This is a genomic window from Brinjal little leaf phytoplasma (assembly GCF_978563805.1).
On the sequence record NZ_CEAFKD010000001.1, the window covers coordinates 1 to 24,947 of the forward strand.

A 24,947-nucleotide genomic window follows, 5' to 3' on the forward strand; every position below is an offset into this window, starting at 1 on the left:
AATCGTTTAAAATATCATCTTCAGTTTTCAAAGAAATAAGTTTAATCATAAGATATAAATAAAAAAATTAATTCTTAAATGGTGAAGGGGGATGGATTCGAACCATCGTACCTGTTACGGAGCAGTTTTACAGACTGATGCGTTTAGCCACTTCGCTACCCCTCCAAAATTATAAAAAGAAATAAAATAATTAAACTAAACTTTTTTCTAAAATAGAAGTACAAATAATTTTAACATAATTTATAAAAAAAACAAAACAAATTTAAATAAAATTAATTTTTTTAAGTTTATAAAAAATATCATCATTTTTAAAAATTTCAATTTTTAAAAAATTAATTTGTTCAATACTTATAATATTTTACATAAATTTTTTATAAAATTCCGAAAAAATTAAAAAATAATAATTTTTTATTTTATAAAAATATATAAAATATCCAAATTATTAAAAAAAATATAAAAAATATGAATGATTATCTATTTATCTAAAGAATTTATTTTTTTAATAATTTTATTTATATTAAAATTTGTAATTTGATTAAAAATAGTTTCTAAATGTTCTTTAGAGATAATTTCAATTTTTTCTTGAATTTTTAAAGAAGAATTATTTAAAGATTTAGATATTTGTTTAATTTTTTCATTTTCCTCATAAATTTTTACTAAATTATTTTGTATGTTCTTTAGAGAATTATTTAAAATTTTGTCTTTCATTTTTTGAAAATTATCTTGTATTTCTTGTTCTTTATAAAATTCTTGTTTTTTTTGTGAAATAGCTAAAATTAATTCCTTATTTTTGCGTCCTAAAGCAGTAATAATATTCAAAAAAATAACTAAATAAGGAGGTCGAACAATAAACATATTTTTATATCCGCTCACCTTTTTAACAGGTGTATCATTTTCTTTATTATATTCTAATTCGCTTATCAAAAGAGCAAATTCTAAATTTCTATTATTACGATCTTTATCTATTTTTTTAAAAAAATGTTCGTTTTTTTGTTTTGGGCTTTTTTGTAAATTTTTGACTTCTGTTTTAATTTCTAAAAGAGCTGAAGTTAAAATTTCATTTTCTTTTTTATTTTCATCAAAATGTAATTTATAAATAAAATCGCCTTTAGTTCCTTTTATAATTTCATTATCTTTATACCAAGAAACATCATCCATAATTAATATTTGGTTTTGTATTTCGTTATCACACCATATTTCTAAATTTTCACCTATTAATTTAATATTAAAATTAGATCTAGTTAATGTTAATTTGGTAATTTCATTTTTCAATTCATAAATTTCATTATTTTTTTTATTTTCTAATTCCATTAATGATTTAGATAACAAAAATTCTTTTTCATTGTTAGACATAATAACTTTCTGTTCATATTCTTGTTTTATCTTTGAAACTATATCTTGAATTTCTTCTTCTTTTATTTTTTTTTGTAATAAAGTTAAATTTAATTCTAAACAATCTTTAAGATCAATAATATCTCCTTTAGAACCGTTTTCTTGTAATTCTAATTCATATGAATTTTTAATTAAAACCTTTATTTTTTTCATATTTTATCTTTATCTCTATTTATTTAATTTTTTTTAAAGAAATAATTTCATTAAAATACATTATTTGGTCAGTTATATTTGTTAAACAAAAATAACCTCTTCTAATAAATTGAAATTTAGCATAATTTTGTGTTTTATCTAAACCTCCTTCAATAAAACATTCTTTTTTAATCCAAGATGAATAATTAAATTCTGCTTTTAAATCTTGAGGATTTTCACTTATAAAAAGTGGTTGATAAAAATTTATAATAGTTTTTTTTAATGTATTCTTTTCTACAAAATGAATAGTACCATTAGGTTTTCTTTCATTAAAAGAACTACCGCTTTTAGTTTTAGGATCATAAGTTGCTAAAATTTCAATAATTTCGTCTTTATTATTTTTAATAACATCAATAGCTTTAATAAAATAAAAATAAAATAATCTTATTTCCCCATTTAAGAAAAATTTTTTAGATTTAGGATCAGATTTTTCGATTTCAAAATCTTTTTTTTCGATATAAACATGTTTAGAAAAAAATACTTTACGTGAACCTAAAAAATCCAAATTATTATGATAAGGTATTTCTCGAGATTCTATTTTATCGTCAGGATAATTAATAATAGTTACTTTTAAAGGATCTATAACAGCCATTATTTTTGGAGATTTGTTTTGTAAATCTTCTCTTAAACATGAATCTAACATATTTTGATCCATATAAGAATTATTTTTTGATAATCCAATATCAAGAATAAATTTTTTTATAGATTCTGGAGTATATCCTTTATTTTTCATCCCTATTAAAGTAGGCATTCTAGGATCATCCCAACCATTAACTAAACGAGAATTAACTAAAAATTTTAAACTTTTTTTACTTAAAACTGTTCTAGCCATATTTAATCTACCAAATTCTATTTGAGTCGGAATATGTTCCATTTCAGTTTCTTTTATTACCCAATTATATAAACATCGATGATCTTCAAATTCTATAGAACATAAAGAATGACTAATGCTTTCAATAGAATCTGATAAAGGATGAGAAAAATCATATGAAGGGAAAATAAAATGATGTTTTTGTTTCAAAGTATAAGCATCCAGAATTTTATATAAAACAGGATCTCTTAAATTCATATTAGGGCTTGCCATATCAATTTTAGCTCTTAACACTTTTGTGCCTTTTTTAAAAAATCCTTTTTTCATTTTGATAAATAAATCTAAATTTTCTTCTACACTACGATCACGATAAGAAGAATTTTTTCCCGGTCGAAATAAATCGCCTCTTTGTTTTTTTAATTCTTCTTCATTTGAATCATCTACAAATGCTAATTTTTTTTTAATTAATATAATTGCTTTTTCAAAAATTATATCAAAATAATCAGAAGTAAAACAAATTTTATCAGGAGTATAACCTAACCATTGCACATCTTTTAAAATAAAATCTAAATATTTTTTTTTCTCTACAGTAGGATTAGTATCATCATATCTTAAATAATTTTTACCATTAAAAAATTTGGCTAATTCAAAATTAATAATTATAGAACGAGCATGACCTAAATGAAGAAGACCATTTGGTTCAGGAGGAAAACGAGTAATAATTGTTTTATATTTTCCTTTCGCCAAATCTTCTTTAATAATGCTTTTAATAAAATTGGATTCTTGCAACATAAAATAAATAAAAACCTCACTTATTTAAGTAATATACATAATTACATTTATAAATTATTGAAAAAATAAAGATAAATTAGGATCTCCTGTTAAATTATATTTTTTTTTACTTTTTGGATAACCAAACATATTTTGATAATAAGCAGCAATCCCAATCATAGCAGCTTGATCAGTACAATATTTAGGGGAAGGAATTATTAATTCTAAGTCTTGGAAAACATTTTGAAATTGTTTTTTTAAAAATTGGTTTGAAGCGACGCCGCCTACAATTACAAGTTGTTTAGAAGGGTATATTTTTAAAGCTTTCTTTGTTTTATGTATTAAAACATCTATTATACTTCCTTGAAAAGAAGCACAAACATTATTAACATTTAAATTCTTTGTATTATGAATAAAATTTATAATTTGACTTTTTAAACCAGAAAAACTAAAATTTAAATTTTTATTATTTAAATAAGGACGAGTAAAAGCTAAATTATCTTTTCCTTCATGCGATAATTTTTCAATGATAGGTCCACCAGGATATCCTAAATTTAAACATCTGGCAATTTTATCATACACTTCGCCTACTGCATCATCTAAAGTAGTGCCTATTTTTTCAATTTCAAAATGTTTTTTTAAATAAAATAATTCAGTATGGCCTCCCGAAACCAAAAGAATTAAAGAAGGAAATTTTAATTCATATTCTATTTGAGCAGCATAAATATGGCCTATTAAATGATTAACACCCATTAAAGGTTTGTCATAAATATAAGCAAATGTATTCGCTGCATTAATCCCAGCGAACAAAGAACCGATTAAACCTGGTCCTTGAGTCACTGCTACTAAATCAACTTCTTGAGGAGTTATTTTAGCTTCTTTTAAAGCTTTATGCAAAACCAAAGTAATAGTTTCTACATGTTTACGAGAGGCTAATTCTGGCACTACTCCGCCAAATTCTTTATGATACTTTATTTGTGACCAAACAATATTAGATAAAATATTTTTTCCATTTTCAGTAATTGAAACACTTGTTTCATCACAACTAGTTTCTATTGATAAGATTATCATATTAAAAAAATATCCTATGTCTTTTTTTAAAAAATAAAATAAAAAGTTTATATTTTAAGAACGAATATAATAACGAGGAACAAACAAAGAAGGTTGTTGCACTTCCTTTAAATGATTAAAAAAATTAGAAGGAGATATTTTAAAATTGTTCCCTTCTAATAAAATATGATTTTCAAAATCATTTAAAAAATCTTTTGTATAAATATTTTCGATTAAAATAATTTTTTGATTTTTTAAACTTAAACTATAGAAACAATTTTTATTAGCATAAATTTTAGGAGTTTTTATATCTTGTTTATAACCACTAGATAAAAGTAATAAACTACTGATTTGATATAAAGGTATATTTAATTCTAAAGATAAAATTTTAGAAGTTAAAACAGCCAATCTACTACCTATATAAGAACCAGGACCGACCCCTACAATAATACCTTTTAATTCTTTTAATTTCAAATTATTTTTATTTAATATTCGAGAAATTAACGGAATCATTTCAGAAACAAAATTTTGTTTAAATAAATTTTTATTTATACTAATGATTTCTTCTTTTGTGCTTAAAATAACTAACTGACAATTAGTAGAAACATCTAAAATAATATACTTGTTCATTTACAAACCATATAAATACACTTTCTAAATTCAAAAAATTAATATAAAATACACATTGCAATTAAATATTTTGTTTTATAATAATATTTCTGTTTTTATTATCTAAAACTTTAATTTGAATATAATAATCCCATTCATCCAACAAATGCATTATATTTATAATCGTTTCAATGACTATAATATCCCCTTTATATGTATTTTCTAATAATTCTTCTATTTCTATTAGACGATCATTTTCTTCATTTTTATTATCTAAAATACGATACAAATCTAAATGATGTAAATTTTTTATATTATTCTTATAAGTTTTTAATAAAAGAAAAGTAGGGCTTGTGACTTCGTCTTCTCGAATACCTAATTTTTGAGCAATCCCTTTAGTCAAAATTGTTTTACCTGAACCAATCCTGCCTTCTATAATAATATAAATTTTTTTATTAAGGTTTACATATTTATTAAGAAGTGTTTGACACAAACTAAAACCTAAATGTTTAGTTTGAAGCTCTGACAAAGTTATTGTAGAATAAGTTATTATTTTATTTTCTGACATATTTTATCAAACCTTAAATATAAATTATTTATTTTTAGAATAACAAAATAAAATAAAAAATCATCTAATTTATATAATTTTTGCTCCTTAGATGATTTATATTAAAAAATATTTAATTTAAAGTACTTCTATTTTATCTTTATCTTTATTATTAACAACAACAATATTAACTAATCTATCATCTTTTTTTAATTTTACTAATTTCTTTCCTTGAGTAACTTTAGACTTAAGAATTGGTATTTCACTATTATTTGATAACCTAATCACTTTGCCGCGATTAGAAATTAAAATTAGTTCATCACCATGTAAAATAGTTTTTAAAGCAATGATTTGTCCATTTCTAGAAGTGATTTTTAAGGTTTTAATTCCCTTACCACCTTTTTTTTGGATTTTATATTTGTTAATTTTATTTTTTTTACCATATCCTAATTCAGTTAAAACCAAAATATCTTGTTTATCCGAATCAATAACAGTAGCGCTTATAACATTTTCATCATCATCTAGTCTCATCCCGATAACGCCGCTACCTTGTCTACTAGTTATTTTAATAGATTGTTCATTAAAACGAATTGCTTTTCCATTAGAGCTAGCCATAATAATATCTTGATTACCTAAACTATTTAAAACTGTTAAAACTTCATCATCTTCTTCTTTAAAGGTAAAAGCTTTTTTTCCTTTATTTTGAATATTTTGATAATCTTTAATATTATTTCGTTTTATTAAACCTTTTTTAGTTACTAAAACTAAATAATTATTATTTTTATTTGGATCAGGATTAATACTTGTTACAGAAGTTAAAAATTCTCCTTCACTTAAAGGAATTAAATTAATTAATGGTATACCTTTAGCTTGTCTTGAATAATCAGGTATTTCATAACCTTTCATACGATATACTTTACCTTTATTAGTGAAAAACAATTGATAGTCATGAGTAGAAGTAGTAACAAAATGTTTAACAAAATCATTCTCATTCATAGTGATACCGCTAACACCTATGCCACCTTTGTTTTGTTTTTTATAAGTATCTAAGCCTAAACGTTTAATATAACCTTTATTAGTGATAGTAATCAAAATACGTTCTGGTTTTATTAAATCTTCGTCAGTTATATGGACATCAACATCTTTTCTAATGCAACTTTTTCTTTCATCTTTAAAAGTTTTTTTCAATTGAAGTAATTCTTTTTTTAAAATTTTTTCTTTTTCAGATTGAGAATTAATAATTTTTTCACATTCTTCAATTTTTTGAATTAAATTTTGTTCTTCTATTCTAATTTTTTCTATTTCTAAGTTAGTTATTTTTTGTAAACTCATTTCTAAAATGTATTTACTTTGAATTTGATCAAAATTATATTTTAACATTAATTTTTCGCGTGCATCTTTTACATCTTTAGAACTTTTAATTAATTCAATGGCAGCATCAATATCATTTAAAACAATTACTGCAGATTGAATTAAATGTTTTTTATTTAAAGCATTTTTTAATTCAAATTTTTTTTGACGATTAATTATATCTATTCTAAAATTAAAAAAAGCTTCTAAAATTTGTTTTAAATTAACAAGTTGAGGTTTTTTATTAATTAAAACAATCATATTAAAATGAAAAGATACTTGTAATTGAGAACGTTTATATAAATTATTTAAAAATACTTCAGGATTAACATCTTTTTTTAAATCAATAACAATTCTAATACCTTTACGATTTGAAGATTCATCTCTTAAATCTGTAATACCATCTAAAAGTTTATTTCTATACAAAAAGACAATATTTTTAATTAAATTACTTTTTTTAATTTGATAAGGAATTTCAGTAATAATAATTGAACTTTTGTTTTTTTCGGACATTACAATTTCTGTTTTAGAACGAATAATTATTTTCCCTTTACCTGTTTCATAAGCTTCTTTTAAATTGTCAGCTTCTAAAATTTCGCCTCCTGTAGGAAAATCTGGACCTTTAATATATTTCATTATATCAACAATAGAAATAGTTTTGTCATTGATATAAGCAACTAAAGCATCCACTACTTCACCTAAATTATGAGAAGGAATATTAGTGGCCATTCCAACAGCGATTCCTGTAGCTCCATTGACTAAAAGATTAGGAAAACTTGTTGGTAAAATAACTGGTTCTTTTTCGCTATTATCATAATTATCAACAAAATCAATAGTTTCTTGATCTATTTCTTTTATTAATTCCATAGCTATTTTAGACATACGTACTTCTGTATAACGCATTGCTGCAGCAGAATCGCCATCAATAGAACCAAAATTACCATGTCCATCAACTAAAGGATAACGATAATTAAAATTTTGAGCCATTCTTACCATCGCCTCATAAATACTACTATCTCCGTGAGGATGATATTTACCCATAACATCACCGACAACCCTAGCGGCTTTTTTGTAACTAGATTGAGCGACAACACCTAATTCTTTCATACTATATAAAATTCTTCTTTGAACTGGTTTTAGACCATCCTGAATTTCTGGTAAAGCTCTAGAAATAATAACACTCATCGCGTAATCTAAAAAAGATTTTTCCATTTCGTCGTTAATATTAACTTCTTGAACTTCCCCTATATTATTAGGATCATCCATCGAATTAGATTCATCAAAAGAATTATTTTTTTTCAATTTATTTAACATAATTTTATCGCCTTTTTTTTAATACTTCGGAAAAATATTAATAAAATTAAACATCTATATCTGCTTTAGTAGCATTTTGTTCGATAAATGCTTTTCTTTGAGAAACTACTTTTCCCATTAATTTATCAAAAACTTTATCAGCTTCTAAACTATCTTGTAAAGATACTCTTAATAAAATTCTTTGTTTTGGATCCATAGTAGTATTCCAAAGTTGTTCTGGATTCATTTCTCCTAAACCTTTATATCTTTGTGAATGAATTTTTTTATTTTTGCTTTCCATTTCATTTTTATAATCTTTAAAATCTTTTTCATTATAAAAATATTTAATTTTTTTATTACATTCTGTTTTATATAAAGGTGGTTGAGCAAAATAAATATAACCTTCTTCAATTAAAGGTCTTAAGTTTCTAAAAAAGAAAGTAAGGATTAAAGTTCTAATATGAGCTCCATCCACATCGGCATCCGTCATTATAATAATACGATTATAACGAGCTTTTTGTAAATTAAATTCTTTATCTATACCTGTTCCTATAGCTTGTATTAAAGAAACAATTTCATTATTACCTAAAACTTTTTCTACATTTGATTTTTCTACATTTAGAATTTTCCCTCTTAAAGGTAAAATAGCTTGAAAGTGAGAATCTCTTCCTTGTTTAGCGGATCCACCTGCTGAATCACCTTCTACAATATATAATTCTGATGAATTAGGATCTTTATTATAACAATCAGTTAATTTAGAATCAAAATTTAACAATTCTAAAGACATTTTCTTTCTAGTTATTTCGCGTACTTTTTTAGCAGCTACTCTAGCTTTCATAGATAATAAACATTTTTCAATGATTTTTTTAGCTTCTTGCGGGTTTTCTAACAAATAAGTATCTAAAGATTCGCCAAAAGATTTAGATATAAACTGTCTTACTTCATGATTGCCTAATTTATTTTTAGTTTGACCTTCAAATAAAGGATTAGAACATTTTAATGAAATAATAGTTGTAATACCTTCTAAAGTGTCTTCGCTAATTAAACTAATTTCTTTTTTTAAAATCTTTTTATCTTTAGCATATTTATTTAAAATTCTATTTAAAGCTATTTTAAAACCTTCTTCGTGTGTACCGCCTTCTTTAGTAGGAATATTATTTACAAAAGAATAAACATTTGGGCTATAATTTTCAGAATATTGGAAAGCGATTTCATAAAAAATATTATCAAAAGAATATTCTTTATAAAAAATTTGATTTAAAGTTTTTTTGTTTTGGTTTAAATATGAAATATATTCTTTAACTCCTTCTTTATAACAAAAACTAAAACTTTGAGGAGGAGTTTTTTGATTATCAATAATATTTAATTTAATATTTTTATTAAGAAAAGCTATTTGTTGAATCCTTTCTTTCAAAACATCCAATTTATAATTAAAATTTTCCATATTTTCAAAAATAGTCGGATCAGGAGTGAAAGTAATTATTGTACCTTTTCTTTTTGTAAACCCTTTTTTAAGTAAAGGAGTCGTCGGAATACCCTTTTCATATTTTTGATAATATATTTCTTTATTTAAATGAATTTCAACAGAAAACCAAGAAGATAAAGCGTTTACAACAGAAGCTCCAACTCCATGTAAACCTCCAGAAATTTGATAAGAAGAATTATCAAATTTACCGCCCGCATGTAAAGTAGTCAAAATAGTTTCTACAGCCGGTTTATTAGTTTTTGGATGAATATCAATAGGTATTCCTCTTCCATTATCAGAAATACGAATAACATTATTATCTAAAAGTTCTAAAGTAATTTCGTCAGCGAATCCTGCTAATGACTCATCAATAGAATTATCTAAAATTTCCCAAACTAAATGATATAAGCCTTTTTCAGAAGTAGATCCGATATACATACCAGGTCTTGTTCTAACAGCTTCTAATCCTTCTAAAATTTGAATACTATCAGCATTATATTTTTTATCCTTAGCCATTTATAAATCCAAAACCCTTTGCTATTTATTGATGTTATTAATAATAAAATAAAAATTTGATTTAATTAAATAAATACAAAAATCAATTTGTAAAACATTTTATAAAATATTATAACATAAAAAAAGAATAATGTTACAAAAATAACGTTTTTTACGTATTTTTTATTTCAATAAATAATTATTGTCAAAATATATTTCAACAATAAATTTTTATTATCGCTTTCCAAAAATTAATAAAAATTTATTTATCAAAATAAAAAAATTATCTAAGATTCTATTTATCATCTTGAAAAAACTTTTTTAATAAAAAAAATTGTAAGCTTTGTATAAACTATTAATTAATAAATCGACATCATTTTTATTATTATGAATACCAACTGAAGCTCTTATTGTACTGATTTCTCTCATTTGTTCTAAAGTTAATTGGGAACAAAATTGTCCTGTTCTTACATAAATATTATCTTGAATTAAAAAATGCTCAATATCATGGGAATGCAAATTAACAAAATTAAAATTAATAATATTAGTTATTTGTGAAGTAAAAATTTTAATTTTAGGCATTTGACTCAATTTATTAAACAAATATTGAGCTATTTTTTTTTCATATTCAAAAATTTGAGTTAAACCCAGTTCTTCAACGAATTCTAAAGATTTTTCCCAAGCAATAATATTGGCAATGCTAGGTGTACCAGCTAACCATTTATAAGGTGAATCAAGAAAAAGAAAATTATTTTTTTGAATATCAATTTCTTGAATACTGCCGCTCCCTACAAAAGGTGGTTTTAATTTTTTTAAAAACTTATTTTTACCAAACAATATACCTAAACCAAAAGGACCATATACTTTATGTGCTGAAAAAGTCATAAAATCAATATCTAAACTTCCAACATTTAAAGGTATATGTGCTGCAGATTGTGAAGCATCTAAAATAACTAAAGCTTTTGTTTTACGAGCTAAAGCAGTAATTTCTCGAATAGGAGTTATATGGCCTAAAACATTTGATACATGAGTCAAAACTATAATTTTGGTTCTATGTGATAAAACTTTTTTAAAATTATCAATTTGAATTTGATATTGTGAATCTAAAGGAATGAAAACTAATTTTGCTTTTTTTTGATCAGCGATTTCCATCCAAGGCAAAAAAGAAGAATTATGTTCCAAAGAAGAAACAATAATTTCGTCTTGCGGCAAAATAAAAGAAGATAAACTTTGAGCAATAATATTTAAACTATCTGTGGCTCCTTTAGTAAAAATAATTTCTTCTGGTTGTGCTTTTAAAAAAAATGCGGTTTTTTGCCTTGTTCTTTCTAAAATTTTATCATTTTCTAAATTCAAAGGATTAGAACTTCTAATACTTAAACCATTATTATGATAAAAATCTATTAAAGCTTCAATCATTTTATAAGGTTTTAAAGAAGTGGCTGCTGTATCAAAATATATCAATTCAGGATGTTTTGTAAAAATAGGAAAAAAAGAACGAAAATTTTTTATCTTTTTCATTTACAACAACATTATCCTTTCTATATAAAAACACAAAAAAATATTTTGAAAAAATAATTATATTTAATATTACTTTATTAAAATCAAACAAATTTTAGACCTCTAATAAAAAAAGAGAATTATAAATATAAATAAATAAAATAAAAAAACATTCCATCCAAAAAATTTATTTGTTTACTAATTACAATTACTTTTATATTATAATAATATGTTTAATAAAAAAATAATAATTTAAATTAATACAATTAGTTAACTTAATTATTTAATTAATAACTTTAAAATAAATATTATTTTGCTATATTATCAATTAATAAATAATAAAATAATATTTTAAAATAAAAAATATTACATCTAAATTAAATTTAACTTTCAAAAATTAAAATAAATTTCTTAAAATAGATTGACTAATTTTTATATAAATTTTTTTGAAAATATAAAATAGAAAAATATATTTTTATAAAAATATATTTATAGTTTATTAAATTTTTCTAATTTCAACTATTATCATTTATGTTTTGAAATTTTTTTTAAAAGGGCGGAAATAAAAAATGGAAATTGCACAACATATTTTAATAATAATTTTATGTTATTTAATTGGTTCTATACCTGTAGGTTTAATAATTAGCAAAACATTTAAAAATAAAGATTTACGTTTATTAGGTTCTAAAAATATAGGTTCTTCAAATGCAACTAGAATTTTAGGTTTCAAATACGGTTTAATTGTATTTGTTTTAGATTTTTTTAAAGGTTTTTGGTTATTTTTTATGAAAAACAACAATGAATATTTATTTTATTATGGGACTGCTGTTATTGTGGGGCATATGTTTTCTATTTTTAATAAATTTAAAGGCGGAAAGGCAATAGCGACTTCAGTAGGTTTTATTACGATTATAAACCTTTATATTGGATTATCAGGTATTTTATCCTTTATTATTATTATAAGAATTTGGGGTTATGCTTCTGTTGCCTCAATTATATCTACTTTATTAGTTAATATTTTATTATGGGTTCGATATATTTTTTACTCACCAAACAAAGAAGATGTTGTTTTAGTAGATAAAAAAAGACTTTCATTAATTTTAATTATTACTATTATTATTTTTATAAAACATCTAAATAATATTAAAAATTTAATAAAAAAACAAGAAAATAAATTTAATTTTGTTAAAAAAAAATAAAATATTTTCTTAAAATCTCTTAAAATAATTCAGGCTTGTCATTTATAATCTAAAATTTTTTATCAAAAAAATTTAAAAAAAATATTTGAAAAAAAATAAGTGATTAATATTTTTTTTCAAATATTTTTTATTTATTAAAGATAATAAAAAATAAACCTTTGGAGGCCCTGGACGGATTTGAACCGCCGATCAAGCTTTTGCAGAGCCATGCCTTACCACTTGGCTACAGGGCCCTAATAATAAAAAAATATTTTACTTTTTTATCATTAAAAATTCAATGTCTTCTATTGTTCTAGGAATATGTTCGGTTAAATTTATATTACCATCATCTCTAATTAAAATATCATCTTCAATCCTAATACCTAAATTAAATTCTTCAAAATATAAACCAGGTTCTATAGTAATAACACTATTATGTGGTATAGGTTCATTCATATTTCCGACATCATGAACATCTAAACCCAAATAATGACCTAAACCATGATAACAATACTTTTCTATTTTTTCATTTTCTTTTAATAAATTATGCTCTTGCAGGAGTTTTATTAAAATATCTTTGCCATATGCATTCATATCTGCAAAAGTATATCCCGGTTTAATCCATTCAATAATTTTTCTATTTGTTTCTAAAACTATATTATAAATAATTTTTTGTTGCGAAGTAAATTTTCCGCTAACAGGCAAACATATAGAAATATCAGAGGCATAATTATTATAATTGACGCCTAAATCCAATAAAATTAAATCATTTTCTTTAATTTTATCTTGTTGTTTACTATAATGTAAAATAGTAGCGTTTTTACCAGAAGCTATAACATTATTAAAAGAAGAGCTAAGATTTCTTTGTGCTAAAAAATAATTATAATATGCTGATAATTGATATTCATATATACCAGGTTTTATAATTTGAGTCATTTCTTTTAAAGCTTCAGTTTGAACTTCAATCGCTTTTTGAATTAAATAAATTTCTCTTTCATCCTTGATAATTCTCATATCTATTAAAAAACTACAAAGATCATAAATTTTTATATAAGGATAATTTTTCGAAAGCCAATTAGCTTTAATTAAAGATAAATTAGAAAATTCATTTAAACTCTCCTTAGATAAATCCAAATAAAAATTTTCAATAAATCCATATTTAGAAATTCTTGAGGTGTTTAATAATCTAACTAAAAAAGAATCTAAATTATTAATATCTAAACAATTTAATAAAGGAATGGAGCTTAATTCCGATGCTATTTTAAAAGTTAAGCTTTCACCATCCCATTTATTTTTTAAAACATCATTAGATTTTAAAAATAAAAAAGACTCTTCATAGCCATATTGACCTTTAACAAGCAATAAAACAACATTATTGTCTTCTATTCCTGTTAAATAATAAAAATTTTTATTCAATGGAAATTTTAAATCAATAGAAAAATTACTAGGATTAGAAAATAATAAAGCGATACTACCTTTGTTCATTCGAGAAAGCAATAAAGAACGTTTTTTAGAATAAAAAGATAACATTTTGATTAAACTCCGTAATTTTTTTATTTTTTTTCCTTATGCACGGTATGTTTACGTAAAAAAGGACAGTATTTTTTAAATTCTAAACGACCTGAATGATTCTTCTTATTTTTATAAGTATGATAATTTTCTCTACCACATTCTGTACAAATTAATTTTACTAAAGTACTCATTTTTTTCAAACCTTTTTTATTATTATATCTATTATAACTCGTAATAAAAATAATAATACTAAATTTAATATAATAATTTATTTCACAAAAATATTATTTTTTTTTTACTAAAGATGTAATAGTACCGTTTTCTAGAGATAAAGGATAATCATAAATGACTTCTCTCGTCCTTTCGAATAATACACAAATAAAACCTTTTCGGAAATCAATACGAGTAACAACTCCTATTTCTGTTTCATTTAACACTTTAACTTTTTCACCAATAATATAAGTGTCATTATGCCAAGCCACAATAATAAATTCCTTCTTTATTTTTATGATTATACAAATAACATAAAAAAAATATTTTTAATTTTTTAAAAATATATTTTTTTGTAAAGAATATTCTATTCTATATTTATATCTTTCCAAGATTTAAATGAATCTTTAAATTTTTTGCTTATTTTAAATACTGGTACATCTTGAGCCGGAATAGTTAAAACTTTTTCACTTTTAGGAACTTTACAAATTTTTTCTTTTCTATGTCTTAAGTGAACTGCTCCTAAATCACCAATAATTACTTTAATTACTTTTGCTTCTGGGTTAGATTTTTTTTCCAATTTTAAATTTTCAGCTGTAACTTCGCTTAAACAAGATAAAAATTTATCTACTTGATCTGTTTTCATGCCTAATTTACTAGATATTTCACTAATTAACTTTGATTTATTCATTATTTTTAATTCTCCTATTTTTCATTATTTTTTAAATTAAACCTAGTAAAATTTTAACATAAAAAATAATATTATAAACATAAATTAACAAAATACAAAATAATTTTAATTATTTTCTTTAATATTTATTAAAAATATTGAATAAAATATCATCAATAGATGCGTTTTCAAAGACTACTTTATAAGCACTTTCAATAATAGGTAAATTAACCTTATTTTTGATAGCTAAATGATAAAAAACCTTTAAATTATAAAATCCTTCGATAACTTGAGTTTTTTTATTGTAAATTTGTTCTAAACTTTGACCCATTTGAATTTGTTTACCAGCTTTATAATTACGAGAATTTTTATTAAAAACAGTAACTATTAAATCACCTACTCCAACTAAACTTAAAAAAGTTTCAGTAGAGTTCGAATTTAAAAATAAAATTAAAATTTTTTTCATTTCAACAAGACTAAAAGTAATAAATGCTGAACGAGCATTAGTTAAAAAACGAGAATTATCTAAAATACCACTAACAAAAGCTAAAGCATTTTTAACAGAAGAACAAATTTCGCAACCTGCTACATCGCTAAAAGTAGATACCTTTAAATAAGTTGCGTTAGAACACATTTGACTGATTGTTAAAGCAAACTTTTGATTCAAAGAAACAGCATTTAAAAAAGTGATTTTTCTCAAAACTACTTCTTCTGCATGAGATGGACCAGCTAAAAAAGCATAATTTTTAATTTTATTTGCTGGTATTTCTTCTTGAATAATTTGGGAAATAATTTTATTACTTTTAAATTCTATTCCTTTAGATAAATTAATAAAATTTTTTCCCAAAGTTAAATTTTTATTAATTTTTTGAAATAAATTTCTCATACTTTGGGCTGGTACAGATAAAAAAATAAAATCTGAAAAATCAAGTGCTTTTTTTAAGTCATCAGTAGCTTGAATTTTATCTGATAACACAACATCAAAACAAGGATGTTTATGTTGATTTATTTTATTGATATATTCTTTATTCATATCATAAATCAATATTTCATTTTTATTATCAGCTAACACTTGTGCTACAGTAGAACCCCAAGCGCCACCCCCAATAATAGTAATTTTTTTCATTAAATAAAAACTTCTTTCTTTTTAAAAATTATTTTTAAAGGAATACCAATTAATTCTAAATTTGTTCTTAATTGATTTTTCAAAAATCTTTCATAGGAAAAATGAATAAACTTAGGATCATTAACTAAACAAATAAATTCAGGACTTCTAGTAGCTACTTGTTTTAAATAATAAAATTTAGCTTTACCTTGATTAAAAAAAGAAGGAGGATTAAGTTGAACAGCTTCATTTAAAATATCATTTAATAAATGAGAAGAAAATCTTTGTTTATAATTTGAAAAAACTTTATCTAAGGTTGTAAACAAAGTATGAATTCTTTTTTTATTCTTAGCAGATAAAAAAACTATAGGAGCGTAAACCAAAAATTTAAATTCTGTTCGCATAAGAACTTCAAATTTTTTCATATCTTTATCAGAAACTTTTAATAAATCCCATTTATTACAAACAATAATACAAGGTTTTGAATAATTAAAAATAAGAGCCGCAATACTTCTATCTTGTTCAGTGATAGGTTGATTGATATCCAACACAAAAAAAACGATATCGCTTCTTTCAACAGCATCTAAAGCTCTTAAAAAACTATATTTATTTTGTTTTTCGTATAAATTTTTATTTTTACGAAAACCAGCAGTGTCTATTATATGATATCTTTGGTTATTTTTTTCAAAAATAGTATCAACAGCATCTGTTGTTGTGCCGGGTATCTCAGAAACAATCATTCTTTCTTGTGACAATATAGCATTAGTTAAAGTTGATTTGCCAACATTAATACGTCCTACTAAACAAAATTTTAAATCTTCAGTTGAATAATTACTTATTGTTTTTTTATTTCGTGGCAAATAAGAAATAATTTTATCTAATAATTTACCGATGCCAATACCATGTTGAGCACTAATTCCAATAATATCGCTAAATCCTAAAGAATAAAAATCATAAACATTGTCATGTAACATAACATTATCTATTTTGTTAACCGCTAAAATAACATTTTTATTGTTTTTATATAATAATTTAGTTATCTCAAATTCTTCTTGTGATAATCCATTTTGTCCATCGGTCACCCAAATAATTAAATCACACTCCGAAATAGCTAATTCAGTTTGATATTTAATTTGTTGAATTAGAGGAGTATTCTCAAAAACAATACCGCCAGTATCGATAATAAAAAATTTTTGATTTAACCATGTAGCTTCAGCATAAATACGATCTTTAGTAGTTCCTGCTTTTTCATAAACTATCGCTAACCTCTTATTTAAAATCCGATTAAACAAACTAGATTTTCCTACATTAGGTCTACCTATAATAGCTACTTTAAAATTCATATTTTACTCTTTATTATTATTGATATTTAAAAATATTATTTTTCATAAAATATTTCTTTTTTATGCTAAATAAATTAAAAATATTTTCGCATTAAAATAAAAAAGAAAAATAAATTTAATATTTATTATTTTTTTATATATTCGAAAAAAATTACTTTTTTTAAATCTATCTTTATATCTTCTTTATATATAAAAATAAAAAATTTAAATAACTTTATTTGAATAAAGAATTGAAATAAATAATTCAAATTTAAATTTTCCGAAAGCTTTTTAATTCGAAAAAAATATATAATGAACTTCTTATTATTTCTAAAAGTATATATTTTAATAAGCTCTGGCGAATAAAATTGTTTGATTAGCTTTTTTCTTAGTAACAGGACATATTTTAGTAATTAATTTTTGTGAAATAATAACTCTGGCTGTTGCTCCTGTTTCTTCTTTTATAATTTTTTCCGCTTCATTCTCATGAACACTCATTTTAATATAACCCGTATTTTTAAGATTTTTTTTGAAATCTTCATAAGTTTTTACTTCTAATATATTTTGATTTAAAAAATCTAAAGCTTTTTGAAACATGTTTTTATGAATTGTTTTTAACAAAACAGGAATTTCTTTTAATAAATCTTTTTCTTTAATAACTTTTTTTTGAAAATTATATCTTGTAAAAATCGTAATATTATTTTCTTGTAAATCTCTTGTTCCTAATTCTATTCTTAAAGGAACACCTTTTAATTCATAATGACTAAATTTCCAACCAATATTTTTATTTTGGTTATCCAAAACAACCCTATATTTTTTATGTAATTTTTTATATAACTCATTAGTTTTTTCTAAAACTTTTAAGTCAGAAGTTTTAATAGGAATAATAACTATTTGAATAGGAGCGATAAAAGGAGGTAAAACTAATCCTTCATCATCTCCATGAATCATAATCAAAGCTCCTATTAATCTTGTAGAAATACTCCAAGAAGTTTGTTCTGCAAATTTAGTTTGTAAATTAGAATCTTGAAATTTAATTTGAAAAGTTTTAGAAAATTTAGTACCTAAATAATGAGAAGTTCCTGCTTGAAGAGCTTGCTTATCATGCATCAAAGCTTCTATAGAATAAGTCAATTCAGCGCCTTTAAATTTTTCGAATTCTGTTTTTTTACCCGAAATAAAAGGAATAGCTAAAAGATCTTTGCCTAATTTTTTATATAAATTTAATATTACATTAGTTTCTTTTATAGCTTCTTCTTTTGAAGCATGAACTGTGTGTCCTTCTTGCCATAAAAATTCCCTACTTCTTAAAAAAGGTTTATTATTTTTTTCCCAACGTATAACATTACACCATTGATTGAATAATTTAGGTAAATCACGATAAGAAAATATTTTTTTAGAATAATATTGTGAAAATAAAACTTCCGAAGTCGGTCTAACTATTAATTTTTCTAATAATTCCTCTTCGTTAAATTCTTTAATTTTCAAAGCTTCAGGAGCAAAACCTTCAATATGTTCTTGTTCCTTTTGAAATAAATTTTCAGTAAATAATAAAGGAAAATAAACATTTTGATGATTAAGTATTTTTAATTTTTTATCTATAAATTGTTGAATCAATTCCCATATAGCATATCCATAAGGCAAATAAATAAAAAAACCTTTAATATCTGAATAATCCAATAATTCTGATTTTAAACAAATTTCTTTATACCATCTACCAAAATCTAAATCACGCGGAGTTATTTCTTTTACCAGTTTAAATTTTTTCATATTAAAATAAATTCCTTTTGTACTATATGATAACCTAATTATAATAAATTATTTCTATTTAATAAAAAATAAAAATTATTGTTTTTTTAATAATTGAGAAAAAAGATTGATTTGATCTATTCTTTCCCAAGGAAATAAATTATCATTTCGCCCAAAATGTCCTTCGCAAGATGTTATTCGAAACAAGGGTTTCTTTAAATTTAATATTTTAATAATACCTTTTGGAGTTAAATCAAAATTTTCTTCAATCATTTTAAGAATCAAAAATTCCGATACCTTATTAGTCCCGAAAGTATTTATAAAAAAACTTACAGGTTTATCAAAAGCTATAACATAAGAAATTTGTATTTCGCATTTATCACATAAACCAGCAGCAACAATATTTTTAGCTAAATATCTAGCCATATAAGCTCCGCTTCTATCTACTTTAGAAGCATCTTTACCGCTAAAACAACCGCCTCCATGACGAATTTCTCCACCATAAGCATCTTGGATAATTTTACGACCTGTCAAACCTGTATCAGCGAAAGGCCCTCCGATAACAAAACTTCCTGAAGGGTTAATATAAAAATTGGTCTTATCAGTGATAAGTTTAGGATTAATTATCGGATTAATAACATGTCGTAAAATATTTTGTTGTAAAAAATTTTGAGTAATATTTTCTTCATGTTGAGTTGAAATAACAATAGAATCTATATAAAGAGGTTTATTTTTTTCATCATAAACTAAAGTAACTTGAGTTTTTCCGTCCGGTCTCAAAAAAGGAAGAATTTTGTTTTCTCTAACTTCGGTCAACTTTAAAGATAAACTTCTAGCTAAAAAAAAATTTAAAGGTAAAAACAAACTCGTTTCATTAGAAGCATAACCAAACATCAATCCTTGATCGCCTGCGCCTTTATCAATAATATTTGATAATTCTCTAGATTGTTCATGAAGAAAATTTAAAATAGATAAATTCTGATAACAAAAATTATCTTTTTCTCGATCATATCCGATATCTTTTACAATATTTTTAACAATTTTTTCTATTTGTTCAGAACTTAATCTAAAAGAAGTTTTAATTTCGCCTAGAATAATAACTTTTTGTTTTGTAACTACAGTTTCGATAGCTACTTTAGATTCGGGATCACCTTTTAAAAAAACATCTAATAAAGCATCAGAAATCTGATCTGCTATTTTATCAGGATGGCCTTTGGTAACTGATTCACTACTAAATTTTTTCATATAATTTTCCTGGTAATTTTATATATTAATATTATTCTTTTTAATAATATTAAAAGTCAATTTTGTTTCTTTTTTTAATTCAAAAAAATAAAATCCTTTTTTTAATTAAAAAAAGATCCAATAAATCTTTTTTTGAATCTTTTTTTATAAAATATTAATTTTTTATAAAAAATTAAACTAAAACAATATAACAAGCTTGTTCTCTATCTTTAACTAATTTAATAAAAAACGTTACTTCATCATTTTCTTCTAATTTTTTATATTTATTATCTTGATAATGACTAGACGTTTCTTTGTTATTTCCTTCTATAATATAATTAGAGTGGCAAAATAAATCATCTTCCATTCTATCTCTTTTATCAATTAATTGATCTATTTCTGACTCATTTAACGAAAATTGTTCAGTAATTTCATCATATGAAACTTCACGTAGAGGTTGTACTGATTTAAGAAAACCATAACCTTTAGTTTTATCGAACCATTTAACAACACCTTTAAATTGAATCTTTTTTCTTTTGTCCATTAGTTAATTTTAAAACTCCTTTTTTATATATTAGATTAAAAACCACTTATATTATATACTAAATATTAGGCAAATAAACATTTTTTTATAATATATCCGACAAATAATTTAAAATATGATAAAATAAATTCATAAAAAAAATATAAAAAAAGCCTTTATAGTTTAATGGAAAAACATGTCAATGGTAATGACAAAATACAAGTTCAATTCTTGTTAAAGGCACCAATAATTTATGATATATATTTTTTTTATGTTATAATAGTTAAGTGTTTATTTTAAATCAATTTTAAAATTGCGAATGTAGTATAGTGGCTATTACTCATGCTTGCCAAGCATGAGACGGGGGTTCGATTCCCCTCATTCGCTCCAAAAAAAATAAAAGTAAAATAATAATTAAAAATAAAAAAAACTATCTTCAATAAAGATAGTTTTTTTTATTTAGTTTTAGAATTTAAATATTTAGTTAATTTACTTATTTTTTTCTTTTTCATTAAAAAACCACGTTTAGAATGAAAATCTAATTTATGTTGTTTTAAATGTTCATTTAATCGATCTACTTTTTGAGATAATTTATTAATTTGTGCTTGGGGATGGCCTGTATTAATTTCAAAATTAATGGCCTCCTTAACGATTTGTTTTTTTTGTTCTTTATTTAAAGTCATAAAATAAATTTATTTTCCTTTCAAATTAAAACTTAATTTAAATATAATGTTAATTTTCATTTTTTATAATTTTATATTTTCAAAAACTTTTCTATATCCAAAATAAAAACAGTAGCTCCTCCGACAGTAAGTTCAGAAGATAAAGGTGCATAAATGCTCATCTCATTTAAAATGTTATTAGGGATTAATTGTGTTTTAGTTTTAGAATGTTTTCTTAAAATATCTAAAACTTGTTCTACTTTTTCTTTTTTTAAACCTATAATAAAAGTAGTATTACTGGCTTTTAAAAAACCTCCTTTAGTAGTTAATCTAGTGCTAAAAAAATTTTCTTTATTTAAATTTTCTTGTACCTTATTGGCGTCTTCATTTGACATTATTGCTAAAATTAATTTCATTCCATTATCCATAATCAATCATATTATATATTATTTTTTCAAAAAATAAAATAATTAATTATTTATTAATTACACAATAATAAAACCAAACAGAACAAACATGACATAAATTTCCTAAAATAACAAATGCATGCCAAATAAAATGATAATATTTTTTATATAAATTTTTATAAAATAAAACGCCAATACTATAAAAAATACCTCCCAATAACAAAAACAACAATATTTTATAATCTTCCTGAAAATCACTCGCCAATTTAGGTATAATAAAAATGCCATTCCAACCCAATAATAAAAAAAAAATTAAATGAACTTTATTACCTTTATTCATTTTAAATATTTTAAACAAAATACCTATTAATACTAAAAAAGATTGTAAAATGAAAAAAAATATTTCTAATTCATAAGAACTTATTTTTAAAAATAAAAAAGGTAAAAAACTACCCCAAATCAATAAATAAATACAAATATGATCCAATCTTTGAAAATGTATTTTAGCTTTTGTAAAAGATAAAGAATGATATAAAAAACTAATTAAATAAAGTATAAACATGGTTAATGTAAAACAAAACAAAGGCCATTCAAATTTGTTTTTTTTATTATAAAACATAAAAAAAATAATAATACTAAAAATAGCCATTAAACCATGAGATACAGCATTTAAAATTTCTTCTGATACTATTTGTTTTCGACTTTTTCTTGTAGGCCATTTCATATTATTTTTTCACTTTCTTCGTTATATTAATAATAATAATTTATTAAATTATTTATTTTTTATCTAAATTACTTAAAATTTGTTTTAAAAGTTCTTGATAATTATGATTCGTCAATTTATCACTGTTATCATTAGAAATAATTTTAATTTCTCTATAGGAAAAACGAGGCAATAAATGGACATGATAATGAAATATTTGTTGTCCTGCTGTAACACCATTATTATTTATTAAATTAATGCCTTTACAATTAAAAGTTTTAATTAAAATTTTACTTATTTTTTGAACTATACCAAATAGATGTTGAAAAACGTTCGGAGGTACATCTTCGATATTTTTATATTCTTCTTTTGTAACAACTAAAGTATGACCTTTAGTAGCTTGTATAATATCTAAAAAAGCAATAACTAATTCATCTTCATAAATAACATAACCAGGAATTTCTTTTTTAATAATTTTCGTAAAAATAGTAGACATATAAAAAAACTTTCTCCCATTCTTTTATTTAATAACTTAAATAAAAAAATTTAATTTAACATATTTTTTATTAAAATATAATTCCGAAAATAACAATACAAATATTAATAAAAAAATAATTTTAAACTTCAAAATATTTTTTAATATTTCTGAAATTACACTTAGCTATTTTTTGAAAATAAATCAAATTTTTATTTTTTTTATAAATTTGATTTATTTGTTCATCTGCTTTAACACCTGCTCCTAATAATAAATTAATTCCTATTTCATTACTTAAATTTAACATTTCTTTTAAGAAATATCTTCTGGCTAAAATAGAAGCTAAAGCTACACTTAAATATTTAGATTCGGCTTTAGTTTCGAATATAATTTCTTTATATACTTCTTTTTCATTTCTTAAATAATGAAAATAATTTTTAGAACTAACAAATTGATCTAAAATAACAATAGCTTTTTCTTTGTTTTTTGTTAAAAGTTCTAAAATCGCTTTATTATGTAATAAAGCTAATAAAGCTTTAATATTATTAAAACTATACTGTTTATATAATAAATTATATTTTGAGGGAGATAATATTTGAATTGAATAAAGGATTTTATCTTTTATGTGCGAAATAATTTCATTAATTTGGGATAATGATAATTTTTTAGAATCTTTTACGCCTATCTGTTTTAAAAAAGATATTTGTTCTGGTTTTACTAAAACAGAGCAAACAACAATAGGACCAAAAACATCTCCTGTACCAACTTCATCTGAACCAATAATATTTTTATTTGAATATTCATAATTATCTAAATGTAAAATTTTTTTAATATATTCAACTGCTTTATTAACTTCGGTACCCTGAATTAAACAAGTTCCATTATTATAACATGTTATTTTAACTTGTGTTGTTTTTATTATTAAAAAAATATTCTTTTGAGAATTTTTGATAATAAATTTTTCAAATTTTTTTTTTAATATTTCCAATTGTTCTGAATTAAAATTTTTAAAAACATATAATTGACTCATAAATACAAAATTATTTCACCTCTATAAATTTTATAAAATAAAAAAATATTTATTTGTCTAAACTCCAATCAATAGGTAAAATTTTATTTTTAATTAAATAAGAATTGGTTTTAGAAAAAGGTTTAGAACCGAAAAAACCTTTATAGGCTGAAAAAGAAGAAGGATGAGGGCTTTTTAAAATATAGTTTTTATCTATATCAATGTATTTCTCGTATTCTTGAGCAGATTTGCCCCACAAAATATAAACTATTTTATTTTTTTTATTCAAAAATTTAAAAATATTTTTTGTAAATCCTTCCCAACCAATATTTTTATGACTTAAAGGTTTTCCTGATTCTACTGTTAAAATACTATTCAACAATAAAACTCCTTTTAACGCCCATGAGGTTAAATTATTATTATAAGATATTAAATTTAAATCATTTTTTAATTCTTTAAAAATATTTCTTAAACTTGAAGGAGTTATTTTACTTTTAGTACTAAAAGATAACCCATGAGCTTGATTTATACTAAAATAAGGGTCTTGCCCTAAAATAACTACTTTAACATCTTGAAAAGAAGTTAGACTGAAAGCCTCAAAAACATTTTGTAAGGGAGGATAAATTTGTTTTTCTTTTTTAATTTCATTTTTTATAAAACGAATTATATTTTGAAAATACTTTTTCTTTTTTTCTTGAGTAATAAAAGCTTGCCACATTAATT

Annotated in this window: 24 protein-coding genes and 4 tRNA genes; 3 read left to right on the forward strand and 25 right to left on the reverse strand. The window is 22.6% G+C overall.

The features are described 5' to 3' along the window. Window positions 1-79: 79 nt before the first annotated feature. From ACTCUI_RS00005 to ACTCUI_RS00045, 9 genes are all read right to left on the reverse strand, one after another. A tRNA-Tyr gene (locus ACTCUI_RS00005) sits at window positions 80-165 on the reverse strand. A gap of 309 nt (window positions 166-474) precedes the next feature. After that, window positions 475-1,545, reverse strand: a complete 1,071-nt coding sequence (locus ACTCUI_RS00010; protein WP_463430543.1) for a DUF2130 domain-containing protein — start codon at window positions 1,543-1,545, stop codon at window positions 475-477. A 19-nt stretch (window positions 1,546-1,564) separates the two neighbouring features. Next, entirely contained in the window at window positions 1,565-3,187 is a 1,623-nt protein-coding gene (gene glnS, locus ACTCUI_RS00015; protein ID WP_463430545.1) for a glutamine--tRNA ligase, read from the reverse strand. A 54-nt stretch (window positions 3,188-3,241) separates the two neighbouring features. Continuing rightward, entirely contained in the window at window positions 3,242-4,237 is a 996-nt protein-coding gene (tsaD, locus tag ACTCUI_RS00020) for a tRNA (adenosine(37)-N6)-threonylcarbamoyltransferase complex transferase subunit TsaD (RefSeq protein WP_463430547.1), read from the reverse strand. 54 nt (window positions 4,238-4,291) lie between these two features. After that, entirely contained in the window at window positions 4,292-4,846 is a 555-nt protein-coding gene (tsaB, locus tag ACTCUI_RS00025) for a tRNA (adenosine(37)-N6)-threonylcarbamoyltransferase complex dimerization subunit type 1 TsaB (protein ID WP_463430549.1), read from the reverse strand. A gap of 61 nt (window positions 4,847-4,907) precedes the next feature. Continuing rightward, the gene (gene tsaE / locus ACTCUI_RS00030) at window positions 4,908-5,393 is read right to left on the reverse strand and encodes a tRNA (adenosine(37)-N6)-threonylcarbamoyltransferase complex ATPase subunit type 1 TsaE (RefSeq protein ID WP_463430551.1); all 486 of its coding nucleotides are present in this window, start codon (window positions 5,391-5,393) and stop codon (window positions 4,908-4,910) included. A gap of 117 nt (window positions 5,394-5,510) precedes the next feature. Further along, entirely contained in the window at window positions 5,511-8,036 is a 2,526-nt protein-coding gene (gene gyrA / locus ACTCUI_RS00035) for a DNA gyrase subunit A (protein WP_463430553.1), read from the reverse strand. Between the two features lie 46 nt (window positions 8,037-8,082). Next, window positions 8,083-9,996 (reverse strand): DNA topoisomerase (ATP-hydrolyzing) subunit B, encoded by a 1,914-nt coding sequence (gyrB, locus tag ACTCUI_RS00040; protein ID WP_463430555.1) that lies wholly within the window; start codon window positions 9,994-9,996, stop codon window positions 8,083-8,085. Window positions 9,997-10,296: 300 nt separating this feature from the next. After that, entirely contained in the window at window positions 10,297-11,496 is a 1,200-nt protein-coding gene (locus tag ACTCUI_RS00045; RefSeq protein ID WP_463430557.1) for an aminotransferase class V-fold PLP-dependent enzyme, read from the reverse strand. 548 nt (window positions 11,497-12,044) lie between these two features. On the opposite strand from ACTCUI_RS00045, the gene plsY reads away from it, so the two are divergent. Next, on the forward strand, window positions 12,045-12,674 hold the full coding sequence (plsY, locus tag ACTCUI_RS00050; protein ID WP_463430559.1) for a glycerol-3-phosphate 1-O-acyltransferase PlsY: 630 nt from the start codon (window positions 12,045-12,047) through the stop codon (window positions 12,672-12,674). A 159-nt stretch (window positions 12,675-12,833) separates the two neighbouring features. Here the strand turns inward: plsY and ACTCUI_RS00055 are convergent. From ACTCUI_RS00055 to ACTCUI_RS00100, 10 genes are all read right to left on the reverse strand, one after another. After that, window positions 12,834-12,907, reverse strand: a tRNA-Cys gene (locus ACTCUI_RS00055). A 19-nt stretch (window positions 12,908-12,926) separates the two neighbouring features. Then, window positions 12,927-14,183 (reverse strand): aminopeptidase P N-terminal domain-containing protein, encoded by a 1,257-nt coding sequence (locus ACTCUI_RS00060; RefSeq protein WP_463430561.1) that lies wholly within the window; start codon window positions 14,181-14,183, stop codon window positions 12,927-12,929. Between the two features lie 23 nt (window positions 14,184-14,206). Further along, entirely contained in the window at window positions 14,207-14,356 is a 150-nt protein-coding gene (gene rpmG, locus ACTCUI_RS00065) for a 50S ribosomal protein L33 (protein WP_273585314.1), read from the reverse strand. Between the two features lie 93 nt (window positions 14,357-14,449). Next, entirely contained in the window at window positions 14,450-14,647 is a 198-nt protein-coding gene (locus ACTCUI_RS00070; protein ID WP_463430563.1) for a hypothetical protein, read from the reverse strand. 95 nt (window positions 14,648-14,742) lie between these two features. After that, on the reverse strand, window positions 14,743-15,066 hold the full coding sequence (locus ACTCUI_RS00075; protein ID WP_463430565.1) for an HU family DNA-binding protein: 324 nt from the start codon (window positions 15,064-15,066) through the stop codon (window positions 14,743-14,745). A gap of 118 nt (window positions 15,067-15,184) precedes the next feature. Continuing rightward, window positions 15,185-16,171 (reverse strand): NAD(P)H-dependent glycerol-3-phosphate dehydrogenase, encoded by a 987-nt coding sequence (locus tag ACTCUI_RS00080; protein ID WP_463430567.1) that lies wholly within the window; start codon window positions 16,169-16,171, stop codon window positions 15,185-15,187. Further along, on the reverse strand, window positions 16,171-17,493 hold the full coding sequence (gene der / locus ACTCUI_RS00085) for a ribosome biogenesis GTPase Der (RefSeq protein ID WP_463430569.1): 1,323 nt from the start codon (window positions 17,491-17,493) through the stop codon (window positions 16,171-16,173). Before der ends, ACTCUI_RS00080 begins: the two co-directional genes overlap by 1 nt. Before the next feature lie 324 nt (window positions 17,494-17,817). Next, on the reverse strand, window positions 17,818-19,242 hold the full coding sequence (gene proS, locus ACTCUI_RS00090; RefSeq protein WP_463430571.1) for a proline--tRNA ligase: 1,425 nt from the start codon (window positions 19,240-19,242) through the stop codon (window positions 17,818-17,820). Window positions 19,243-19,317: 75 nt separating this feature from the next. After that, a complete protein-coding gene (gene metK, locus ACTCUI_RS00095; protein WP_463430573.1) occupies window positions 19,318-20,466 on the reverse strand; it encodes a methionine adenosyltransferase in 1,149 nt (382 codons plus the stop codon). Between the two features lie 172 nt (window positions 20,467-20,638). Further along, window positions 20,639-20,989, reverse strand: a complete 351-nt coding sequence (locus ACTCUI_RS00100; RefSeq protein ID WP_463430575.1) for a cold-shock protein — start codon at window positions 20,987-20,989, stop codon at window positions 20,639-20,641. 151 nt (window positions 20,990-21,140) lie between these two features. On the opposite strand from ACTCUI_RS00100, the gene ACTCUI_RS00105 reads away from it, so the two are divergent. Continuing rightward, window positions 21,141-21,214: transfer RNA gene (locus ACTCUI_RS00105), tRNA-Thr, on the forward strand. 69 nt (window positions 21,215-21,283) lie between these two features. After that, window positions 21,284-21,358 (forward strand) — tRNA-Gly (locus ACTCUI_RS00110). Between the two features lie 65 nt (window positions 21,359-21,423). Here the strand turns inward: ACTCUI_RS00110 and ACTCUI_RS00115 are convergent. From ACTCUI_RS00115 to ACTCUI_RS00140, 6 genes are all read right to left on the reverse strand, one after another. Next, the gene (locus tag ACTCUI_RS00115; RefSeq protein WP_463430577.1) at window positions 21,424-21,651 is read right to left on the reverse strand and encodes a 30S ribosomal protein S15; all 228 of its coding nucleotides are present in this window, start codon (window positions 21,649-21,651) and stop codon (window positions 21,424-21,426) included. Between the two features lie 71 nt (window positions 21,652-21,722). Continuing rightward, window positions 21,723-22,046: a cyclic-di-AMP receptor gene (locus ACTCUI_RS00120; protein WP_463430761.1), complete on the reverse strand. Its 324-nt coding sequence runs from the start codon at window positions 22,044-22,046 to the stop codon at window positions 21,723-21,725. A gap of 58 nt (window positions 22,047-22,104) precedes the next feature. After that, the gene (gene trhA, locus ACTCUI_RS00125; RefSeq protein WP_463430579.1) at window positions 22,105-22,761 is read right to left on the reverse strand and encodes a PAQR family membrane homeostasis protein TrhA; all 657 of its coding nucleotides are present in this window, start codon (window positions 22,759-22,761) and stop codon (window positions 22,105-22,107) included. A 52-nt stretch (window positions 22,762-22,813) separates the two neighbouring features. Further along, window positions 22,814-23,236: an HIT family protein gene (locus tag ACTCUI_RS00130; RefSeq protein ID WP_463430581.1), complete on the reverse strand. Its 423-nt coding sequence runs from the start codon at window positions 23,234-23,236 to the stop codon at window positions 22,814-22,816. Window positions 23,237-23,357: 121 nt separating this feature from the next. Further along, entirely contained in the window at window positions 23,358-24,245 is an 888-nt protein-coding gene (gene rnhC / locus ACTCUI_RS00135; protein ID WP_463430583.1) for a ribonuclease HIII, read from the reverse strand. A gap of 49 nt (window positions 24,246-24,294) precedes the next feature. Continuing rightward, window positions 24,295-24,942, reverse strand: a complete 648-nt coding sequence (locus ACTCUI_RS00140; protein WP_463430585.1) for a uracil-DNA glycosylase — start codon at window positions 24,940-24,942, stop codon at window positions 24,295-24,297. Window positions 24,943-24,947: the final 5 nt, after the last annotated feature.